Origin of the sequence: Pseudoalteromonas luteoviolacea CPMOR-1 (genome assembly GCF_001625685.1) — a bacterium.
In the GTDB taxonomy this organism is placed as follows: domain Bacteria; phylum Pseudomonadota; class Gammaproteobacteria; order Enterobacterales; family Alteromonadaceae; genus Pseudoalteromonas; species Pseudoalteromonas luteoviolacea_K.
The window spans coordinates 188,120-209,967 of sequence record NZ_AUYC01000018.1 but is presented as its reverse complement, the minus strand read 5'-3'; the positions used below and the strand labels follow the sequence as shown (position 1 = coordinate 209,967).

Below are 21,848 nucleotides of genomic sequence, written 5' to 3'. Positions count from 1 at the left end.
CATTAACCAAACAATAAGGAAATCAAACATGTCATTATCTAAAGAAGCAGTACAACACATTCAAGAAACAGCCAACGCAGCCCATTTTACTGATCAGTTGCAAGATACAAATGTTCCTCTTGCTCTAGTGCCAGACAGCTTTAAAGTCCAAGACTTAGAAAAGTTTATGGCAGTTCGCTCAAGGCTACGACTGAACTTTGATACTGAGAGCATCAATGACTTTGTTGCCTACAGCATCGAACATGGAAATGACGATTCAGGCTGCTTTATTGACTCTTCAACAATGAGCGCTGAAACAGTTTTTGATATTGGGACCACTGAAGTACCACTGCATCAAGATCACAAAGCTATCGTGGCATTGAAAAAAACAGGGCCATACAAGGCACTATTGGCAACCGGTGACGACTCGCTTAGCCAAAAAACTGCGGCAGAATTTTTTGAAGATTGGAGCGACTTAATTACTGTTTCAGACATGAACGGCGGCGATATGGCACCAGCAATTGCGGCTCAACGACTTAGAGATCTCTCAATAGACAGCGCCAGACAGCTCAATTCAAAAGTGGAAGACTTTGGTGCCTCAATGTCGGCAATGGATAGTATTGAAGCTAAAAACAAGGACACCCTGCCAAACCAAATTACATTCAAATGTGAACCTTACAACGGCTTGGGCGAGTTTTCGTTTACTGTTCGAGTCGGTATTTTAACAGGTGGTGACCGCCCTAAGATCAGTTTCAGAATTTTGCGACTCGAGTCAACGCAAGAAGAGATCACAGAACGCTTTAAAGAGCTGCTAACTACTGAATTTAAAGCGTGTCCATTCAAGACGTACATTGGCCGAGTTTAAACTGATACATGCTGCCCTTCGGGGCAGCAACCAAAGGAAAGATCATGTGTAACGAACTTTATGAAAAAGCCGAAATGACACTGAGTGACGTTGAAGCGGTTGTTGCTATTGGCTCAACTGGCGTAGATGGCGCGGTAACAGAGGTATTAAAAACAAACACACAATTCAACACAGATTTGCAAGAGTACGCTTGTGATATGGAAGATCTGTTCCACAAGCTCACCCTGCCCGAGACAGCAGGTGTATACCTCTTCAAAGGCCAAACTGAAATGCAAAGTCTTGATGACTGGCACCATGAGGGAACATTCACCAAGTTAAATGTTTCGGTATTATTAGAAACAACTACACATAACGAGGTTGCGCATGTTTGATGAATTTAAAGGCCAAAAATTCGGTCTCATATACGCAGACCCCGCATGGCAATTTGATAGCAAAAAAACTGGCGGCTCTATGAGCTCTGGCGCAGCCCATCATTACGACACAATGAGCGTAGAAGAGTTAAAAGCAATGCCCGTAGAAAGTCTCGCTGCAGACGATTGTATATTGGTTATGTGGTACGTGGGAGCAATGCCAGAAGAAGCTATTACAGTTGTCAAAGCGTGGGGTTTCACTCTTAAAAACATGAATGGATTTGTGTGGAATAAACTAACTGTAAACGGCAATCCGGCTTTTGGTATGGGCTATTGGACTCGCGCTGGAAGTGAATCTGCAATCATAGCGACTAAAGGAAAGCCCAAAGTTGCATCGAGGTCAGTTCGCGCCGTTGGGAACTACGCATTTGACGCTGATATCTTCCAAGCTATTAACTATTCAGGCAATTACCTCACTTTAGAACATAGCCGTAAGCCAGATGAATTCAGGGTTAAATGTGAAGAGCTTGCGGGTAATGTACCAAAGGTCGAGTTATTTGCACGGACATCAAAACACGGCTGGTCTGTGTGGGGCAATGAAATAAACAAGTTTGACGCTAAAGGAGAAGCAGCATGAACAAAAACCCGTATGAAAAGACCTATACATCAGCTGAGTACGCGGAAGTCGTCTGCAAAGGAAAGATTAAGCCCCCCGCAGTTCGGGCGTGGATCAGAAAGTGGAGAAGTCAGGGCGGACTCCCCGCCAATCATAGGCTCGATATTTTACCGAATGGAAAAGTGCTGATTGTAGTGACTGAAAACAGAACTCATAGTCAGCTAGTAACTCATTTAGTTGCAAACAGGTGATATATGGCACCAAGAAGACGAATACAGGGCCGAGAAGAGTGGCCCGAGGGCTTGCATAAGAGAAAGATGCGTGGTGTAGATAGGTTCTTTTTCCGAAACGAAAATGGGAAAGATGTATTTTTCCCTGCGGGAACCTCTTTTATTGAAGCCTATCAAGCGGCGCAGACTTACAACGAAATGTATCGTGACCCTGCTAGTATATTTGCATCAAAACTTGATAAGTATAATAAGCCAATCGTTGATTGGAGCAAGCTGATAATAAAAAGGGTTAAATCCGAAGAGGAGCTTGGAGAAAATGCATTTAATACTTTCGTGAAAGACGTTGAAAAACTAGACAGTCTTTTTGGTCATATATTAAGTAAAGAGATTACTTCAGAGCATGCAACTGAATATTTAAATCACTACTGTGTCAACCAAGGCAAATCCAAAAATGTATATAATAGAAAACTGAGTTTTTTAAATAAATACTTCAATTATTTAATGGATGAGCAAGGCATTGAAATACACCCTAGCCAAGGTAAGAAGTTTAGAAAAATAAAAAGAGATGAAAAGAGTAAAGATCGGTCAGATCTAAGTAAAGAGGCGTATCAGGCTATTTATGAAGCGGCTCCACTCTGGCTTAAGGTTGCAATGGGGATTTGCCTTCAATCAACGCATGCAGTTAAAGAGCTCCATCGTTTAAAGCACAATATTAAAAAACCCAAGGTAGGTGAATGCGGTTGCGTTTGGTATGAAACACCTAAAGTAATATGGTGCGTTGTAAGCCAAAAGAACGTACCCACTTTTGGTGTTATGTATATCCATAGGCATAAATCACAACATAAAAAATCAAGTTTTGTAGCGATCCCGATAACAACTGAACTTAAACAGATTATTGAGCTTTCAAAGACAGATAACCTAGTATGCCCTTACATTGTTAGAAGAAAGCCTACACGAAACAATAAAATCTCTAAGTATTGTGATCATCGCTTCCAGATGACAAGTAACAACATTAGCAGAGGCTTTTCGAAGATTAGAGATGACTTAAAGCTTTATGACCATTTACCAAAAGAGCACCGCCCCACCTTTCATGAGATTAGACGTGTAGCGGCGCAAGCAATGGAGCACGCTGGTGAAAACCTCACACAACGAATGGCACATTCAGATAAAGAGACTACAAAAATATACACCGACTCTCAAAATGTTGAGTGGATTGAAGTAGCACCACTTTCTGTACAGTTGTAGTTTTAGCCGCCCCAATATACAGTAGTTTTTAAAAAACTAATTTTTAAGTGATTGTTTTTTATACCCTTATTATTGCCGAATTTACGCGAATATTTAGCATTACTGACGCAAAAGCTTCGGCAAATAACTTTAAGTTATTGATATTTATATATTTTAATATCGCTAACTCTGACACATGGGGTGTCAGGGGTCGCAGGTTCAAATCCTGCTATGCCGACCAGCTTTTCCTTACCCTATTCAATAAGTTATATCAATTACTTGTCTTTTTTTAGCACTTAGCTTCTTCAATTATTAACTTTATATCGCACATTTATCGCACCACATTAATCTAAATTTATTTTCTAATTTTTAGGTTAAATTAGGTGTTGATTGGGGGGGATATATAGGAAGACAGCTAATGGCACCTTTATTACCTTCCTCACGATAGAATTTTATAAAAGCTTTTCAGAAACAGTTTGTAATCGACGGGCAATGAATCTTGGCAGCTCATATATGACCTTATGCTTTCAGCAATTGGGTTAGGATTGTGCCACTATACCTAACAGGTGGTTTGAACTAAAAGCGGACGGCCACTCTAGCCTGTTTTTGGAAAAAATAATTTAGCACTTTGGATCTACAGTGTTACCTTTAAATTAGAAAAATAAGCTTTACTTCCTCCCTTAATTAACCAACAACCTTAGAAAAATGTGTCCGTAGCAGCATTTTTCAAGGAGGATTAAAGATTTAACTAGAATATTTCTGTATAGAAAACCATATCAGGAATGATCATCTTTAATCTTTCATAAAAGTCTTTCCTCAAAATTAAATCGCAACCCTCTAGTCTAGAAATGTTAGAATTTAGGCCAACAAAGGAATTTCCTTTACCGACTAAACTTTCTCTCCAGCATCGGTATATTAAGACTGCTTCACCATTTTCATTTAGAGCTCTCAGCCCGTTGTCATAACGATCTAGACTTAGGCCTAATAAACTCAGCAGCTCACCATTCATCCAAATAACTTGTGCTGCCTCTAAACTATTTTCATTGATACAAAGCCCTTGGATGGCAGGAGTTCCATAACAGTATTCATCTTTCCAAATGTCTTGAGTACAAGGAAAGCTTTTCAGCGGGTTTATGTTAATTTTTATTGGCAGGCAACCTTCACATATCACCGCGCGATTGCCTTTGGTGTTGCTGCCATAATCTCTAGCTTCAAACTGACGCTCAAATCTAGCAATGACAACAAAATCGTTTAATTCATCAGGAGCACTAAACCCAGGTGATTTATCAAACGGCTTTAATAAGTCGGGTCTACTAACAAGAGAGTTAGATGTTGCAATCATTGTTCTAACATCTATTTTCCCTTCACCTTCAAAAATGACTAGTTCTCTATATTGTTGATATAAAAATTCATTTACATACTTAAAAACTAAATCATAGATATAAGTGTTCGGAGAAAGCATCCCATTAGAGCTATTAACAAAGTGCTCAAATTCATCTTCATTAAAATCCTGTATTATTGCGTCTTTTACTTCGTTCGAATCAATTCCTAAAGCATCTAAGTAACTGATAAACTTTGATTTGTTGATTAAGTTTATGAGATTTCTATTCATAACTTAACTCGCAAAAAATACTCTCAACTTCATTTTGTATGTACAAATTTTGCACCCCTATGAGTTTTTCAATAGATGGCTTTATCTTTAGCAACAACGGCTTATGCTGCTTAATTTCAATCGATATAAGCTCAAGGATTGCGGCAATTGTTGAGTGATGGAATAGATGAAAGTTATTGAAAAACCAATTAAGGGGTTTAATTAAAAGGTTAGTGTAATTTTTAATTAAGTAATTTAACGCAAAAATAATCTCTCGTTGAACTGATGAATCCAAGTTGTTTGCTTTACTAAGGAGCAATGTAATTGCCCTCTCATTATCATTCATCTCAGATATTTCAATATAATCTAAATTTTCCCATTCAAAATCACTTTCGTCTGGCAACCTACTGTTGATGAAATCAAAGCCTCTTTCATACATTGATAAAATACTCTGTTCATCAAACCCTACATATTCGAAGGCAATAATTAAGTTAGCCGTTGTCTTGGATGAATAGTCTTTATTTTGAAAAAACGCATATAAAGCCGATGCTAAACAATTTTGCGCAGTATCTCTATCAATCATAACAGCTTGGAGTAATGAATCCTTGTCAACAAAACTAGAAAACCACCCGTCTTTTGAGTACACAAAGTTATTAATCAATAACAAAATTTTATCTCTATCTGAGATGGTAATTCCTTGAATTAACCACCGCAGGTTCGTAAAGTACTCTTGTCCTCTAGGGAACCTTTTGCGGATAAGTGGCACAAGTATTTCATTTGCCAATTCGCTATGATTTCCCTCTTTAAAGAAGAAATGTAAGTAATTGAGATTGTCGTTCCCTAAGATCTCTTGAGAAACTAAATAATCAACTAGATCCTGAGTAGATTTGCTACTTAAGCTTTCTTCTTTACAAAGCTGAGCAGTTAAATTTATAGATAACTTGTCGTTATCAAATGTGCGGGGAGTTCCAGTATTTTGTTCTTTAACCTCATCTAAATGTAAATTCAACCTTAATTTTTCAGCAATATTATTATATTTGCGAACGGTTTTTTGACTCAATGTATCATAAGAATCATTCCAGTCTCTTGTTGATAGGTTAATCATAGATGCTTTGGCTAACTTATCATCCTTCTTTTCTAAACGTCCAATTACCTCCAAAAAACTATTGAGGTATGCATCTTTAATGTTTGTTGGAGTTAATCTATAAAGAAAATTTAAAATACAAGGTTTGATGTTGTCGCTATGTTGCAATAAATCAACATACATGAAGTCTAATTTCCAAAAATATCCATTGGTAAGCATTTCATTGATTAAATATTTCGTAGCTAGTTCGAAATCTACTTTTATAAACATTTCAAACCATTCTATAGTTAACCATCTGGTATCTTTACCATCTTCGGTATGCTTCATAACGGCATCAGTGAGGTATTTGAGTCTTTTAGTATATTCTTTAGCAAAACTGGGATTTAAGTTATTCAGAGAGGGGATCGGGTCGATGAACTCTGCTAAATTTCTATCTTTTCGAGATGTATAGCTAGTTATTAAATGAATAGCCTTTTTCAGCTCTATCTTAGCATTTTCAATATCCTTTACTTTTGCACGATAAATTGCTTTTTTGAATGAATTCACTGCATGCTCAAAATAATCACTGTTTTCTTCATCAAAGCTATTATAAGTCTCTATCAACAAGTTGATATTATTCTTACTAAGAAATCGCTTCTCTATCGTTGGGAGAATAGGAAATACAATTTCCCTTCTGATATCAAATATCTTCTCCCATGCTACTTGTGATTTTATATGCTGAAATACTTGTTCAAAGCTTCTATCTATCAAGCCTCGGCTATCAATAAGAAAATGAGAATACTTAGCGTCAGGAAAGTAGATCATATCTTCAGCTAATGCTTCGAAACTATGAGTTATACTTTCTTCTATTGATAATTCATGGCTGGTCTTGTTTATAATTAGATTCCGTATATAAAACTTAATCCAGCAGTGAACGATGTGATTAGAAGAAATAGTTTTTTTGAAGCTTTGTAGACATTCGAGATCATTATCAGAGTACATTTCTAATTGATTACAAAGCACAGTCAGCTCATTTTTGTCGACATTTTCGTTGATGAGTGGTAGCGATAGGGGCTCTAGAGTGACGTTACACTCTACCTTTATTGGTATCCGAGTTGAACAATTCTCTCTTTCAAAAAGGTTATTAATAATAAGCCCTATGGACTCTTTTTCAGTGTCCGTAAGTTTGCTATATAGATCAACTAAATAATCACTGCCTTTGAGCCTGAATACCTCTTCTAACAATATTCTAAGATAGGTTTTATCATCATGCTGTATTGCTTTGTTTAGAAGCGCAAAAAAATCACCATTTCTTTGGTTCAAAAAGCTAATATAGTATTTGAAGTTTTCTTGAGTTATATTTTTAGAAAACAGCTCATTCACATCCTCCCACTTGGGAAAGTAACCGTGCTTTTCTAAAATTCTAAATGCTTGCGCAGTAACTGCATTACTATGGTTTTTTTCACCATTAAAATATAAAAGCGCATTTGCTTTTTCTACTCCATAGATCAAGCAAATAGCTTCAAAGTATAGCTCGAAGTTTTGTAAAAACTGACTGTAATGTTCTTCGGAGCTAGTTGTATTTATCGCTCTATTCAGTTCACTAGCATAAACAAATAGGGACCAATTTTGTGTTTTTTTGGCTACACTTAGAAAGCTTTCGTAGTTTCTTCTAATTAATGATTCTGAGTGAGCATAATATAAGCTATTTGGTAGAAAATTGTCAGATGCATATCTACTAATATCCTCATACTTCTTTGCTCGCATTAGGTAGCTAAATAAATAACGGTAAGATTTGTCGCTTTCAAAAAAGCATTCACAATTTAGCCAGTCTATGATGAATTCATAGTTTGCTTCTAAAGCTTCTTCGATATCAGCTAACTTTTCCATGTTAAATCGTCTGAAACTATCATGGTAAAGCTTTAGTCCACCCCTAGCTGTATTCTCAGAGATGACGGGGGACAATACTTTCATACTAGAATTGAAATGGTGCTTCACCGGTATTATCTCTTGCAATTCTTTTCTGGTTACAGAAAAATCTAGACAAGATAAGATCTCCGCTGTTGTGTTATTTTCAATTTTATTTGTTAAGTATTCGTAGTATTTTTTCAGGTTGAAATCATAAGGGGGGAGAGAATGTATGATCTCATCACTTATTACTTCACTATTTTCTAGTGTTAACAATATATAAGTTAAATAAAGTGGATTACCCTCACTTTTTTCATGAATTAATGCGACGATATCTTCATTATTGCAATCTAATTTTGTAATTCTATGTTTTTTTGCTAACTCTTTAGTATCCTGAATATCCCAAGCAGGCAACTGGTGCTCTATATAACTGAAGTCCTTTTTAAGAAAATTTAACTCTTCAACAGGCTGGGAACCTAATATTATTATTACGTTGTCGGGAATGCTAACCTGAGATATATTTTCTAGGATTTGAGTTTGTTCTTTAGATAAGCTAATGGACGAATCTAGAACTCTATTAATATGGTCTAAGCCATCTACTATTATTACTAGCGGCTCTTCTATTTTTTGCAAAAGCAGGTTTAATTCATCAAGGTTAGCCGCAAAAACCTGATTTTTTACGTTAGTTAGCTCCGGATATACTTTTTCTATCCCGCTTATTAGATTCCCAAAAAAGGTATTAGAGCTGACCCTTCTCTCAATAAATTCGTCTTCAGTACTTGTGAAACAATAATGACGAAGAACACTTATTTCCTCACGTTCTAAGTAATCTATTAGATTGGTTAGAAACCATGATTTACCAGCTCCTGGCTCACCCGATAATATTACTTTCTTGCTGTTTACAGCAAAGTTATAAAATGAACTATATCTACAATCGGACTTAACGTTTTTACTCTGGTCGATTTCAAACCTTTGCTGAAGTTTTCCAAAATCAGTTTTAATACGCAAATCTTTCAATACATCTAGAGTTGTTACAACAGCAGAATTGGTTCTATAACTTCCAACGTGTTTTACGAGTCTCACCAAGAAATCAATGGTGTTAATATCATCGTTTGGATATTGTCCAATTCCTAGCCTTGTGGCTTGCGAGATTAATATTTTTTCTAGTTCATGTGGATAGTCAAATTTTAAACTGGCTTTTGGAAGATTAACTTCAATTAGAAGGCATTCACAAAATTTTTGGAAATCATCTCGGTCAACGTTATCTTCTTTTACATATTGCTTTAGACTATCCCAACGGTTGAAATTCTCAGGTTCAATTTCCCAAAGTAGGTTTATGTCTACCTTAAAAACTTTAGTTGGAAATGACTCGAATGACGATAGGTTTGAAGGCTGAAGGTTTAACACCTTCAGAATATTTTTTTCAACAGGCTCATCCCAGGCTAAACATAACCTAAACTCACTATGAGTAGTGCTAAGTGCTTTCCATGATTGATATAGTTTATGTAACGCTATCTTATAGTGACTATCAGCGGAAAGGTAATCTTTGGTGAGCCTAATAGATGTCTGTTCATTGCTATATTTTACTTGCTTGCGCTGTACTTTATCCCCGTTAGTTATAACTAAGTCATCGAATCTATCTGGGGTATCTCCTTTCGTATGCTTTTTGTCTATTGAGAATATGCTTTCTCGATTGCCGTTTAGTATCTCTTCTAGTATGAAATAGCTAGTTATCAGATCTTGGTAATCATATCCTTCATGCGCATTATTTAAGCTCAAACTGTTCCTCACCTTGGATTTAGTATTAGTGTTTTAATTCTCGATTTCATTCTACATACCATTGACAAATGAGTCACCACAAAACAATGGATACAGTAACTCTATATTGTTATGCAATTAAAGTTAATAATTATTAAAATTAGGTCAAACACTGAAGTCAATAAATGCTACGAATCATTACTCTAATTAGAAATGGGGCTGACCAAGTTAAGACTTACTTAAATAAATTACACCTTTCGTTGGTTTGAAAATTCCGGTATTTACCCTTAGCTAAACCAATACCGTTTCACCGTTCGTAACCCTAACCCAGCCCTCTCGGCAACTTGCCTCTGAGTTGGCTTTTTGCCTGTTTCATTGATCAATTCATTAAAAGCTTCTCGCACGAGCTCTCGAGAGCTATTTCTCTTCTTAGTAGCAGTATCTTTGGCTGCTTTTTTCTGCCTTTTATTTATTTCATCACTTGATAACTTAACTTTGGGCTTTGTACACAAGTATTCAGGACGGTAGTCAAGTAAGTCTTTTAGGTATTCAGCTAGTGTTTCTTTTTTGTATTTGTAGAAAGTGCTTTTTGCCGTTTTTGTCAGTCCGTCTAACTCTTCGAGTGAAAAACCTATCAGCTCATCATTTATTTTTACCAGCTTTTCAAAAGCAGAGTCTTTATTTAAATGTTGCAAGGCAACAAATAGAATGAATGCTGTTTTATCACGTTTGCCTTTAGGCACCATGCCTTGCTTACGAAAATGAATTTGAATGGTGTTTATACATTTGAGCCACCAATCCTTAATGTTGTGACCGTAACGCCTTTGAGTTTGTTGTTTGGGCTTATTGCTTTTAGATTCATTTGGCAACCTAACAACTCTCAATTCTTTTTCTAGTCTCAAGCTATCTCTTAATGACTCCAAATTGAGATAGTTCAGTAGCTCTTCAAATTGGTACTTAGGGCCACCGCCAAAAAACCTTGCATGTAAACCCGTTCGCCCATGAACAGAACCTGGTATACGCAGATTTCCATAAGCCCTTTTTGATGCGGTTGTGTCGATGCACCATAATGCGCGTATGCTTTGTAAACTTTCAATTAATATATTTGCTATCGCTTTCCACAGTTTTTTATTAATTTGAGAAGCGTCAACAGGAGCGTAAATCCAGTATAAGTGAATCCCGCCAGAACCCGAGCAAACATAACCAGTAAATGGTGGTATCTTATTCTTTTGTAAAATTTGAATAACTTTTTCAATTAAGTCATGTTCAAGCTCTCGCACCTTGCTTGCGTCAACTTTTTCAGTAACATCAATATCAATCCAATTAGCCCTGAAAATAGCCAAATTTATCGCGCGTGGCCAACTATAAAACTCGTTTGGACTATAGTAATTGTTAACCGCTTCGCTTTTACTGTTCAATACTCCTTGAACATATCTAGTTGTTTTTATTTTAAAAGTTTTTAAATCAGTGACCTTGCTGGTCTTTTGGCTTCCCAATAAAAAGATCTTTTTACCTGATTCGTGGTTATGACTAAAAAGTGCCCTCACATATTTGGGTGAATGAAAATCTATCAGCTCGTAAAAGTCTTTTGGTGAGGCAATAGCATACTCAGGCCACGACAAAGGTGGCCTTTCTTGTAAGGCAAGCATATAATTTGAAGATGCAAAGTGCGGTTGGGGTGTCGCCGGTCAAGCAGCCCCTTTCGCCTTCCTTACATCTTCACCCCTTCAAAACGAGCTAGCCATTGCTCAACGGTTTCCCGTATGAACAAACGTGATTTTCCCAACTTTATTGAAGGTGGTGCTAAACGCTGTACTTGGTAGCTCTCTGGATTTTCACCAGCTTCTATTGCTTTAGATTGAGCACTAATTCGGTTGTGGATTGTACGTGGTGATAATTGTAGTAGGTCAGCTAAGTCTTTAACTGAAATAGTTTGAGATGATGACATGACAGTCCTCCAATACGTTTAATGGAGCGAAGGGCATCATTCATGCACGTATGCACGACGCTGCATATGCAGCAATGTCTTTCCTCTTTACGTATTGAAGGCAGCTATAAAAGCGCCTGTTTTCAGTCACCGAAGTGACTCCCCTCGCAGTAACGCAGCAAACGTGCGCATTTGTGAATATAAATGATTGAGTGTGAGGTATCAAGAAATTGGGAGTAACTTTTGCGCTAGTAATTTACTAGTCTTCTAATTTAAGATAACCGTTTAAATAATTGGATAAAAATATAAGCAGGCAGTGCACTTTAACGATACTCAACCCAAAATGTGCGCTACGTAAGGAAACCATGAAACAAAATCTACATTGGCGCTATTATCTCTCGCTAGAATCAGATGTATGCGCTTTGTCTCGCTACATACACTTTGCCCCTGACAATTTCAAAACATACTCTATAGAATTGGCCAAACTCTATCTTGCAATTTGTGCTGAAGTTGAGGTGGTACTTAAAGAGATATGTGATATACACCCTAACAAAAAGGGGAAAAATGCAAATATAAATATTTATCGTCAGTGGATAGTGGAAAATCAACAAGGGCTGATAGCGGAGGAAGTGCTGTCCTTTGAGTTTGAGCTAAAATACGTCCCGTGGAAAGCATTTGAAGAGGGTAGATCCCCCTCTTGGTGGTCAGACTATAACAACGTAAAACATGAGCGCAGAGAAAATTTCAACAAAGCCAATCTTGGTAACGTATTGGAGTCTCTCGCAGGGCTCTATATTACGAATCTATATCTTGAAATAGTGTTATCAGAACGATCTGGCTACAGCCATTTACCTAAAGACATAAATGACGTTTATTCACAACTCCCACATAGCCACAAGCTGTTTCAACCATTTTGTCTAGCTGCTAGCTTGGAAAACTATTATGTTTGTTAAAATTGCAACTCTAACAACCTAATTTTTAGGTTTCTTACTTTCCAGAACCAGTTCAACCACCTTTGAGTAGCGTTCCAAACGCATTGCGAGGTGGTGTGCAACAACACCAAAACCATATAGAAATAATACGGAGTAAGCTAGTGCATCAAGCCATAAGAACTTGTCCGCTTTAACATTTGACAACGCAACCAATACAGCAAATATCCCTGGGATAAGTCCGACTTTTTCGATTGAACCAACAACTAGAGCTATTCTTTTCTCAAAAAACTCTTTCTCTGACCTTAACTCAAGAAGGATAATATCAAGTGTATCAATAGGTAAATCTCTTAGTCTGCTTAACAACCTAGAATCAACTAGGGTACTTCTCTCAATATTTTTCATTAAGAGGCTCATGGGTGAACGCACCGAATTTATAAAGTCACGTCGATGTATCCATATCATTAAGAATGGCTGAATTACCGCAGCAAAATATACCACAAGTAGCAAAATTAATGCTGCTGCTCTTAGGTGATTGTCTCCACCTCCTGAGTTTGCAATAAAAGCCAAAATAACAGACACTGCGAAAGGTGATACTAAGAAAAGCCAGTGGTAGTTTTTGATAATAAAGCTTTCTGTATCTTCTCTACTCTTTGTCTTAAGCCTGCTTTCAAAACGACTAGCGGCGCTAAACAAGCGCAGTAACTCAACCCTCTTAGCTTTATTCATTTGTAACTTCCCTATCGACTGAAATTTTTTATTTACTCAACTCCGAAGAGGTTTACCTATTCGGATTAAGGTCAATTTATAACACATCAGTCTCTAAAGTCGTATGTACGCTAATAAGAAAACTCCCCCCTATCATCGCCTTCTCGTGCTTCTTGCTCCGTATATTCATCACCATAGAAGTTTACATTACCCATCCCATCATTGTATTCATCAATAAACTTGTCTTGGTCTGATTTTTTATCGTCGTCGATCATGACTTCAAGCGCTATTAACGCGGTTGCTTTCAGTGCTTTTAAAAACATGGTTTAGCCTCTCACATTAAAACTAAGGATTCCTGAGTATCAGAATAACATTAAAGCTAAGAGACTCTTAGTTTTCAAGAATTAATCGATTTACGATGAAAACAAATGACGAGTCGCCCTTTCCAAAGCGCTTAAAAGAGGCTCGAAAGAGGAAAGGTTTATCTCAAAAACAGTTAGGTATTTTGGCAGGAATGGACGAGTTCTCAGCCTCTGCGAGAATGAACCAGTATGAAAAAGGGGTTCATGCGCCTGATTTTAAAACAGTCAAAGCACTCGCTAAAGTTTTAGACGTACCAACTGCCTTTTTGTTTTGTGAAGAGGATGGACTTGCTGGGATAATAGCTGATTACAAAGGTAGTTAACTCACCATTTTATTTGACCTTACCTACCATTTGAGGTTTTTGAATTAGCCTATACCTTACATATATCCTCGCCTGCAAATTTGCTAAAAACCAAGCCCTTTTCACCGATGCATCATGAGCAATTTCCTCCTCTTTTAAAAGGGGCTACGCCCCCCGCTATGTCGAAGCGATAAATCGCTCGCTTCATAGCGGGGGGCTTGGTTTTGCTGAGCTTATACGCAGATTTTTATTCGCAGATTGAAAGCTGTCTTATTTAACGCTAACCTAAACTTGATTTAGCCCTTTGGGCATTGAAGAAAAACGGCGCTGCTCAGCTGCCGACAACTCATAGTGAGGACCCTCACTGTTTTAATATTTATGTCATGCCGCGCCACATTTATGGCGCTTTTCAAATTCGGCGCTTAGTTGCTGCCGCTTCCACGTATCTGAGGTTTTTATTTTAGGCGAGATCAGTCCGAGCCTTGCGCAGTTGCGCTTAACTGGGGCGAATAGGCTTTAGTGCCGCTGAGCAACTGTGTTGCCAGTTAATCTTACAACCAAGGAACAAGCATGACTTTTAACCCCAATATTGAAGTCGCTTTATTAAAAGCGCAAACAAAACTACGTGCCCGTAAACGTCATAAATCATCCAAACTTGATAAGTACCGAACTCAACTTTGTAAACTATATGACGCAGGTGCAACTAAAGCTGAGTTACAACGCTGGCTTGCCATGAGAGGTATCGTTGTGCAGTGGACGACCGTTAAGCGGTGGCTCGATAAAAATGCCTAAATTTGCCAAAGCCAGCACACAAGCCAAAAACGTTATCAAAGGGTTGACCAAAGCAAAACATATACGCTCTTTAGGCACAGCTAGAAACTACGAACAGGCGCTAAAAACGGTTGCCAGCTGGTCAAAGGATATTGGTATAAACGGCATCCAATCTATGAGCATTGAACAAGCCCGAATTTATCTCGACTACCGAGCTGAGATTGTCGGCCAAAAAGCCCTAGATATGGAGCGTCAAGCAATACAAGCTATGATGCAACTAAACGGTAAGCTACAGCCAAAAGCAACACTCTATCGAGTTAAGTCATGTTTAGAAGAAATCAAGCGTTCTCGGGCTTACACTAAAGATCAAGCCAGAGCTATTTCACATCGGCAAACAGCAAAGCATCAACTCGCTACACAAATCGCCTATGCCGCAGGTCTGCGCGCTCATGAGCTGCTAACACTTGCCAAAGCTAGTGAGCGAAGCCCAGACAAACGCCCTGCCTTAGATTCAAAATGGCATGGTCGAAGCGGCGAGCTATATACCGTGCAAGGTAAAGGCGGCTTAATTCGCCATGTGCTAATTCCAACCACACTCGCCAATAAGCTAGAACAACAACGTTTAGCACAACCTATCAGGGTAGTAGACAGAAAAATTAACTACCTTCAGCGCTATGATATTGCTGGCGGTAAAAAATGGTCAGACTCTTTCTCTAAAGCCTCAAACCGCGCATTGTTATTTTCGACTGGAGCGCATGGTCTTAGACATAGCTATGCCCAAGAGCGGATGGTTGAGCTGAAAAGCTTGGGGTATAAATATGAAACGGCATTAGAGACCGTTTCACAAGAGATGGGGCACTTTAGGGCTGAGATTACTACTCATTATCTGTAGTGAATATCAACTTTATGCATGAGAAAACGCGCTCTCTCAACCTCTCGCTCATTTGTGAATGTTGTGGTTATCACGTCTAGCAATTTGAAGAAGTCACTCTCAACGGAAAAAAAGTCACTTTTGGGTAAGTTAGCAACATCAATGCCAAATTTTTTAGCGAGTTTTATTATTTTCTTTTTGTGATTGAAAAAAGAAACTTCTGAGTTTGGCACCTTTTTCAGTCCGCCTTTATAACCATTTGAGTAACTTATTACATAGTCTCTCAACTCTTTAACTCCGCTTTTGTACCCATCAAAATTTGACATTTTACCCTCAGATGAATTTGGGTAAATCAACTGATATAAAATATTGAAATCAACGCTAGACTGAGAGAGGTAATCTAGTCGATCAATTTCAGATTTTATGAATGATACGAAGAACTCTAAATTCCTGAGATGGTTGTTAAACGCCCTATCTTTTGATTGCTCAAGAAAAGCTACATAACCATAAGCTACGCCAAAAATAGCCGCAAATCCCGCTAAAAATTTATTTATTACAATCACCAACTCGATAAAATATTGGTGCCTATCGTATAAGTATTTTAGGCAACGATCTTCTACGCAGAAATCAAGTGAAAACGTTCCTGCTACATTCATCTGCACCAACAGCAGGAGTAAGAAAATGATGTTCGTAAAAGCATAAATACAAGCCATCTTTGTTATTTTACTCTTTACTAGCATTAATAGTCCTTGACCTTAAAATCAGGCTCATAACGTGATAAGTTATCAAGCTTAACTTGTGCAAACTTTTTATAGTCAGAACCCCCCTCTCCTTTTATAAAAAATAAGAGATGCTTTAAATAATGATATCTTTTATAAAAGTTGTATTGAGATTTTTTCCTGCTGTAATCAGTCACTATTTTATCAAATCGCTTTTCCGCAGAAATTATGTCTGCCCTGGATGGCTTGGGTCTTAAATTTTCACTTCTAAGTATTTTTATAAGCTTTGCATGCTTGTCATTTTTAACGCGACTAAGCTTATTAACTCTTCCTAAAATCCTTTGGTAGTCGTTCCTATATGATTTCGATTTTTGATCTTCTTGTTTTTCAGCTCTATGTTTCAGTTGATGAACAGCCGCCCTAATATTCTTTACTTCATCTTTAGAATATATAGGGTTTGGGAATGATACTACTAAGCCATGAACTTTGAGTGGCTCACTAGAAAGACGATATATTCTAGTTTTATCAAAGTTCTGTGGTAAGCCTTTTTCATTTAGCATTTCTTCGATCAGCTTGGATGCCCCGTTAAAATCAAAATTGTGACTAGGAGAAGAAACAGTAATATCATCCACTAAGCGCGTATAAGTTAGATTCAAACGCTTCAACTTTCTAACCAAGGATAGCTCAACGTCCCACAAAATAAGTGAAGCTATATAACTAGAGGTCAATGCTCCTTGCACTACCCTGTCACCATAACAGCATATATTGGTTATAATCTCAGAAACTTCATCAGAATACCTGAATAAATTTTTAAACATATTCTGCACATGAAACTCTTGTATATTGTCAAAGAAATTAGAAATATCAACTTTCAAAATACTCTTTGCCCCACAATGTTTATGAGCGCACTCAACATAATCCCGATTACCATTTTCAATACTTTTAGGGATAGAACCATAAATGTAGGAGGGCCATCTTATACACTGCTTATTAATTCTATTATTAATGCGTCGCTGCAAGAACCTTACTTTTCGATGAGGGTTAAATATTTTTCTAATTGTTCCATCAGATTTTAAAATGGGGTTCCTAGGAAGCCTATACCTCTTATCTAGTGGCATGTTTAAGACATCATCGATATCAGATATGTCAATATTTAACACTTTTGCTAAATGAGCTTTCGATTTTATTGGACCGGCTTTAAACAGAGGAATATCTGGAGTGGTCATTTGACTAATAATTCCCTTTACAATTTTTGGAACAACCGACCCAGCACAAACGTGCTAACAGGCTTCCGCCACACTATGAGACTCAAACCGCCTCTGAAAAAGAAAAACCAGTACAAGTCTCATAGCCTGGGTCGGTATCCGAAAGTGCCGAAGGCACGCAGCAGATTCGCCCCAGAGGGGGTTGCGAAGCAACGCTACTCTGGTCAGGGTGAATCACGCGACTGCGTCGGGGGTCCAGCACTAGGCCTAAAGGCCACCTTATACATCAAGGCAAAAGGGTTTTCTTTTTATCAATCAGAATAAGTTTGCGGACGAAACGTCCGTGAAGTTTTAACAATAGCTCTAAATTCAGCTTATGCAAATATTGGCTACAATTTAAATAAGGGGGTTCTAGGACTATTTAAATCATATTAAACTTAAGAGACCAAGCCGCAAGGGCTTTACTCCTTTTCTCCATATACTCCTGTAAGTTATAAACCTTTTGCATTCCCTGCAATTGGTGGTTAAGTATCTTTTCAACCACTATCGGGTCAGCGCCAATATCATCATCACCTAAGCGAGTAGCTATTGTTCTACGCAAGTCATGAGGCACAAACTTTGGAACGCCTAGCTCTTTTTGTTTTCGGTTTACCGCTCTTGAAAGTGAGTGCCTATCAATGGGCTGTTCACCTACAGCGCTTGTGGTACAGGTGGTGCTTGGGAACACATACTTTGAGCTTAAATAGCTGAATGAAGCGCGCAGTTCATCAAGCATAATGATCATATTTTGGGTGATGGGCACTTTGTGGATTCGCTCCCCGCCTTTGTTTTGCTTTACTCGCTCGGCGGGAATGGTCCAAATCATTGTATCAAAGTCGAATTCTTGCCACTGCGCGCCCGTCACCTCTATTGGCCTGCAACCAGTTAAGGCGATAAACTTTAGAGCATAGATAACTTGCGTGCTTACGCCGAGCTTAGGAAGGCGCTCGAATACTTGTATCAGCTCTTCAAACTCAAGAGCACGTGTACGTGACTTTTCAATACCGCCCACGTTCTTTTTCTTAGCGGTGCTTATCGGGTTGCCCTGCATCAGGTCACGCTCAACGGCAAAGTCGAACATTTGTTTAAGAATTGAAAGGGTTTTGTTGGCTTGAGTGCCTGCTCCCCTGTCGGTGATTGGGTCTAATACTTTGCTTAAAATGTCTCGGCGGGTAATGTCTTTTAATTTAGCGCCCCCTATCGTTGGTAGCACGTCTTTTTTAAACATGCGTTCGACTTCTATAGGGTCTTTGCGATTAACCTTGATATAGCGTTCTAGGAACTCTGTAACTAACTCTTGTATCGTTGGTGCTTCAGTTTCTTGTTTTTGCGCTTTGGTTCTTTCTTTCTGTTCAAGAAATACATCAATACCGCGTGATACATCACCAATGTATTGCTTTGCTAGCTCACGAGCTTTAACAACGCTCAAAGCAGGCGCACGGCCTAATGCTAAACGCCTTTCTTTTGAACCTCGGCCGCCTAATCGATAATAAAGGTAGTAAACTAAAGAACGCTTCCCATCTTTGTTAGGCTTGCCAACATTGAGATAAAAACCTGATAACTCAGTATCTGTTATTCGGGTGATCTCTAGTGGAATATTTTTGATCACCGACTCTGTTAATTTTGCTTTAATTGACGCCATTTATCGCACACCTAACACATAGCTAATAAATTTATCGCACAGTTATCGCACCAACTGGTTTTAACTCACGATTCATCACGTTGCTTCACTATGTATAATTTACAACGTAATTATTAGCAACAGCAATAAGTTAGGTTTTATTCGGATACCTCACGATGAGCCACGTTTGTTCATGATTGTACACGTTTGAACACAGTTAATTTTTATGGGGTGTCAGGGGTCGCCGGTTCAAATCCTGCTATGCCGACCAGCTTTCCTCTCCCTATTCAATAAGTTAAACCAATTTCTCGTCTTGTTTTTCGCACTTAGTTTCTAATATTTTTATCCGACATATTTTTTTGGCTTTGTAACGCTTTGATATCTGTACAGTGCTTAGTTCATACCTTTAGAATGAGCAGGCTCTTTAATACATTCATAAATTAAATCCCAATATTGAATATCTCATTATATCTTTTATGGTTCAAAGAGGATCAGGGAAGTCCTTTGAAACACACCTTTCTTGGACTGTTCTGCGCAACTAAATCAGGACACTTTTCTTAAGGAATTTTGCTCATACTCTACTGGCGTTTGATCACAGTTAGCTGTATGAAGTCGCTCTAAATTGTAATAGCGCATATACGCTGTCACATCATTTCTCATATATTCACGAGTTAGCTGAGGCACTTTCAACAACCAATCGTGTTTTAAACTGCCGAAGAACCGTTCAACCACGGCATTATCCCAACAAGCTCCGACATCACCCATACTCGCTCTAATACCGTAATTAGCTAACAGTTTTCGGTAATGCTTACTGGTATATTGCGAACCTCTATCAGAGTGAAACACCAAGCCTTTTGGTGGCTGGCGTAAGTTATACGCTTTCATCATCGCTTTGCTCACTAAGTCTGTGGTCATGCGTCTATCAATGTGCCAACCAACGATACGGCGTGAATATAAGTCCATAACAATGGCTAGGTACATCCAGCCTTCGTCAGTTCTTAAATAGGTCACATCAACAGCCCATACCTGATTAGGCGCAACAGGATTAAAGTTCTGATTCAATAAATTATCAGCAACAGTATCACTGTGCTTGCGTTTGGTTGTTACCTTATAGGCTATGCGCTGGGTAACAACTAAGCCAAGCTTAGCCATTAATGTTTTAACGCCATACTCGCTAACATTTGTCCCTCCTTGCATAACCGTTTCCGCAGTTCTCGGTAGCCTAAGCTATTTTGCAAAGCTTCACCACAGGAAACGCTGTAGCTAGCTGTTGAATTGTTTGAAACGCTACTTCGTTTCCCTTAGCAGGAGGGAACTGGCCTTTTTTAATATTTCTTTTTCCATCCTTAGCTCTTTAACTTCCTTTCGTAGCTTCAATAATTCGGCTCGCTCATCAGCACTTAAAATCGAGCCTGATTGCTCTGCTTCAAATTTTGCTTTCCAGTTATAAAGTAATTTATCTGTGATACCTAAAGACGCAGCCGCTTTAGATACGCTATAACCTTGCTCGGTTACTAATGCGACGGCTTCTTGTTTAAATTCAGCCGTGTAACTTCTGTTTGTTCTTTTTGTCATTTAACACCTCAATAATTGGATTATATTCCATTATCAAAGTGTCCTGTTTAATTACAGCAGATCAATTTAAAACTGGACAAATTTATTAGTATTTTAAATTGACTTAGACGGACCTGTAATGTAGCATTTTCGCTCATTCCATCGAGTTTATTTCACTTATTTTGAATTAAATGGGGATTAATGACAGAATTTTTAAACCTCATAGGTTTGGATAAATACGCACCCAGGATAAGCCACAGCCAATTCATAAGTGAGAGGTACAATCATATCTAAAGAGATATGTTTGGGAGCTTTGCTATATAGAGATTAATGTTCTTAATGGGTATAGTTTTTGAGTAGCTGAATAGACTATCTGTGCATTACTTAAGACTTTAATCGGTAAAGAAAACAAAATCTTTTATGCCGGTGGATAAAAGCTTGTCAGTAAAATTTAGAGATGGAACATGGAACAAAAAGATTAGAGATGGAACATGGAACAAAAAGAATTTTATAATAAAAATGGTTATTTAATTTTATCTGGGTTTTTGTCTAAAGATGAGTTAAACGATATAAATGCACATTTATCTGATTATATAAAAAACGTCAAAAAAGGCGTTGCTCTTGAGGCGGACGGAAAAACAATTCGCGGACTTCACGGGTTGCATTTGTATGACGATTTTTTCAAAAGGCTCACTAATCATCCTGCGATTCTTGATTTGGCAAAGCAGCTTTTGCATAAAGAATTATATGTACATCAATTTAAAGTAAATCTTAAAGAAGCCATAATAGGGGCTAGTTGGCCTTGGCATCAAGATTATATTTTTTTGGAAAGAGTTGGATCATATTCCAAATCCACATTTAATAAATATGTGTATTCTCTTAGATGATGTTGACTACTTATCTGGTCCTTTGTGGTTAATACCCGGAAGTCATCTGCTAGGTGACATTTCAATGCCAATAGGGAATAGAGCGAAATCAGTCAACCGTTGGGCAAACGATACCTCAGAAACTTTGTCTTACCAAGTGCCTTCTAATGATGTGAATTCGTTATTAGAAAACACTGAGCCTAAGGCTTTGGTCGGTAAAGCTGGCGACGTAATATTTTTTCATCCCCAAGTCGTTCACTGTAGCTCAAATAATTTATCAAGTGTAGATCGTCGTTTATTGATAATTACCTATAATCAGAAGTCTAATGCCGGTATAAAAGCTTCAAGTCGACCAGAATTTCTTAGCTCAAGATTAAAATAAAAGGTTAA

General features: G+C 38.0%; 21 protein-coding genes, 1 tRNA gene and 1 pseudogene. 13 read left to right on the top strand and 10 right to left on the bottom strand.

What is annotated here, in order from left to right; genetic code table 11:
• The first annotated feature begins 28 nt into the window (after positions 1-28).
• The 6 genes from N473_RS07015 to N473_RS26125 all read left to right on the top strand — a co-directional run bounded on the left by N473_RS07015 (position 29) and on the right by N473_RS26125 (position 3,505).
• Positions 29-844 carry a DUF2303 family protein gene (locus N473_RS07015; protein WP_063367283.1) on the top strand — a complete coding sequence of 272 codons (816 nt, stop codon included), beginning with the start codon at positions 29-31 and terminating at the stop codon, positions 842-844.
• Between the two features lie 44 nt (positions 845-888).
• Positions 889-1,215, top strand: coding sequence for a hypothetical protein (locus N473_RS07010; protein WP_063367282.1), 327 nt, complete (start codon positions 889-891; stop codon positions 1,213-1,215).
• Positions 1,208-1,831 carry an MT-A70 family methyltransferase gene (locus N473_RS07005; RefSeq protein ID WP_063367281.1) on the top strand — a complete coding sequence of 208 codons (624 nt, stop codon included), beginning with the start codon at positions 1,208-1,210 and terminating at the stop codon, positions 1,829-1,831. Before N473_RS07010 ends, N473_RS07005 begins: the two co-directional genes overlap by 8 nt.
• Entirely contained in the window at positions 1,828-2,061 is a 234-nt protein-coding gene (locus tag N473_RS07000; RefSeq protein WP_063367280.1) for a hypothetical protein, read from the top strand. Before N473_RS07005 ends, N473_RS07000 begins: the two co-directional genes overlap by 4 nt.
• Before the next feature lie 66 nt (positions 2,062-2,127).
• Positions 2,128-3,285, top strand: coding sequence for a tyrosine-type recombinase/integrase (locus tag N473_RS06995; protein WP_196766375.1), 1,158 nt, complete (start codon positions 2,128-2,130; stop codon positions 3,283-3,285).
• A 117-nt stretch (positions 3,286-3,402) separates the two neighbouring features.
• Positions 3,403-3,505, top strand: a tRNA-Leu gene (locus N473_RS26125).
• Positions 3,506-4,012: 507 nt separating this feature from the next.
• On the opposite strand, the gene N473_RS06990 is transcribed toward N473_RS26125, so the two are convergent.
• The 4 genes from N473_RS06990 to N473_RS06975 all read right to left on the bottom strand — a co-directional run bounded on the left by N473_RS06990 (position 4,013) and on the right by N473_RS06975 (position 11,532).
• Complete coding sequence (locus tag N473_RS06990) at positions 4,013-4,876, bottom strand: hypothetical protein (RefSeq protein ID WP_063367278.1); 864 nt, start codon at positions 4,874-4,876, stop codon at positions 4,013-4,015.
• Positions 4,869-9,605, bottom strand: coding sequence for an ATP-binding protein (locus tag N473_RS06985; RefSeq protein ID WP_063367277.1), 4,737 nt, complete (start codon positions 9,603-9,605; stop codon positions 4,869-4,871). Before N473_RS06985 ends, N473_RS06990 begins: the two co-directional genes overlap by 8 nt.
• 266 nt (positions 9,606-9,871) lie before the next feature.
• Positions 9,872-11,080 carry a hypothetical protein gene (locus N473_RS06980; RefSeq protein WP_155735544.1) on the bottom strand — a complete coding sequence of 403 codons (1,209 nt, stop codon included), beginning with the start codon at positions 11,078-11,080 and terminating at the stop codon, positions 9,872-9,874.
• Positions 11,081-11,295: 215 nt separating this feature from the next.
• Entirely contained in the window at positions 11,296-11,532 is a 237-nt protein-coding gene (locus N473_RS06975; RefSeq protein ID WP_039609355.1) for a helix-turn-helix domain-containing protein, read from the bottom strand.
• Between the two features lie 344 nt (positions 11,533-11,876).
• Here N473_RS06975 and N473_RS06970 point away from each other — a divergent pair, with 344 nt between their 5' ends.
• Entirely contained in the window at positions 11,877-12,464 is a 588-nt protein-coding gene (locus tag N473_RS06970; protein WP_063367275.1) for a hypothetical protein, read from the top strand.
• Between the two features lie 18 nt (positions 12,465-12,482).
• On the opposite strand, the gene N473_RS06965 is transcribed toward N473_RS06970, so the two are convergent.
• Together N473_RS06965 and N473_RS06960 are read right to left on the bottom strand one after the other, a co-directional pair.
• Positions 12,483-13,169 (bottom strand): hypothetical protein, encoded by a 687-nt coding sequence (locus N473_RS06965; protein ID WP_063367274.1) that lies wholly within the window; start codon positions 13,167-13,169, stop codon positions 12,483-12,485.
• Positions 13,170-13,279: 110 nt separating this feature from the next.
• Positions 13,280-13,471 carry a hypothetical protein gene (locus N473_RS06960; RefSeq protein WP_063367273.1) on the bottom strand — a complete coding sequence of 64 codons (192 nt, stop codon included), beginning with the start codon at positions 13,469-13,471 and terminating at the stop codon, positions 13,280-13,282.
• A 95-nt stretch (positions 13,472-13,566) separates the two neighbouring features.
• Here N473_RS06960 and N473_RS06955 point away from each other — a divergent pair, with 95 nt between their 5' ends.
• The 3 genes from N473_RS06955 to N473_RS06945 all read left to right on the top strand — a co-directional run bounded on the left by N473_RS06955 (position 13,567) and on the right by N473_RS06945 (position 15,475).
• A complete protein-coding gene (locus N473_RS06955) occupies positions 13,567-13,833 on the top strand; it encodes a helix-turn-helix domain-containing protein (RefSeq protein WP_063367272.1) in 267 nt (88 codons plus the stop codon).
• A 549-nt stretch (positions 13,834-14,382) separates the two neighbouring features.
• Complete coding sequence (locus N473_RS06950; RefSeq protein ID WP_039609359.1) at positions 14,383-14,604, top strand: hypothetical protein; 222 nt, start codon at positions 14,383-14,385, stop codon at positions 14,602-14,604.
• The gene (locus N473_RS06945; RefSeq protein WP_063367271.1) at positions 14,597-15,475 is read left to right on the top strand and encodes a hypothetical protein; all 879 of its coding nucleotides are present in this window, start codon (positions 14,597-14,599) and stop codon (positions 15,473-15,475) included. The genes N473_RS06950 and N473_RS06945 overlap by 8 nt, the downstream gene beginning before the upstream one ends.
• Here the strand turns inward: N473_RS06945 and N473_RS06940 are convergent.
• Complete coding sequence (locus N473_RS06940; RefSeq protein ID WP_063367270.1) at positions 15,466-16,194, bottom strand: retron Ec48 family effector membrane protein; 729 nt, start codon at positions 16,192-16,194, stop codon at positions 15,466-15,468. The genes N473_RS06945 and N473_RS06940 overlap by 10 nt on opposite strands.
• Positions 16,194-17,399: a reverse transcriptase family protein gene (locus tag N473_RS06935; protein ID WP_081220991.1), complete on the bottom strand. Its 1,206-nt coding sequence runs from the start codon at positions 17,397-17,399 to the stop codon at positions 16,194-16,196. The genes N473_RS06940 and N473_RS06935 overlap by 1 nt, the downstream gene beginning before the upstream one ends.
• Positions 17,400-17,474: 75 nt before the next feature.
• Between N473_RS06935 and N473_RS26470 the strand changes: the two genes are divergently transcribed.
• Positions 17,475-17,702: a hypothetical protein gene (locus N473_RS26470; protein ID WP_196766374.1), complete on the top strand. Its 228-nt coding sequence runs from the start codon at positions 17,475-17,477 to the stop codon at positions 17,700-17,702.
• A gap of 97 nt (positions 17,703-17,799) precedes the next feature.
• Here N473_RS26470 and N473_RS06925 read toward each other — a convergent pair whose 3' ends face one another.
• Positions 17,800-19,059: a tyrosine-type recombinase/integrase gene (locus tag N473_RS06925; RefSeq protein ID WP_063367268.1), complete on the bottom strand. Its 1,260-nt coding sequence runs from the start codon at positions 19,057-19,059 to the stop codon at positions 17,800-17,802.
• Between the two features lie 522 nt (positions 19,060-19,581).
• Positions 19,582-20,613: pseudogene (locus N473_RS06920) on the bottom strand (IS3 family transposase).
• A 470-nt stretch (positions 20,614-21,083) separates the two neighbouring features.
• On the opposite strand from N473_RS06920, the gene N473_RS26850 reads away from it, so the two are divergent.
• Both N473_RS26850 and N473_RS26845 read left to right on the top strand, forming a co-directional pair.
• Positions 21,084-21,479: a phytanoyl-CoA dioxygenase family protein gene (locus N473_RS26850; RefSeq protein WP_081220989.1), complete on the top strand. Its 396-nt coding sequence runs from the start codon at positions 21,084-21,086 to the stop codon at positions 21,477-21,479.
• Positions 21,460-21,840, top strand: a complete 381-nt coding sequence (locus tag N473_RS26845; protein ID WP_081220988.1) for a phytanoyl-CoA dioxygenase family protein — start codon at positions 21,460-21,462, stop codon at positions 21,838-21,840. The genes N473_RS26850 and N473_RS26845 overlap by 20 nt, the downstream gene beginning before the upstream one ends.
• Positions 21,841-21,848: the final 8 nt, after the last annotated feature.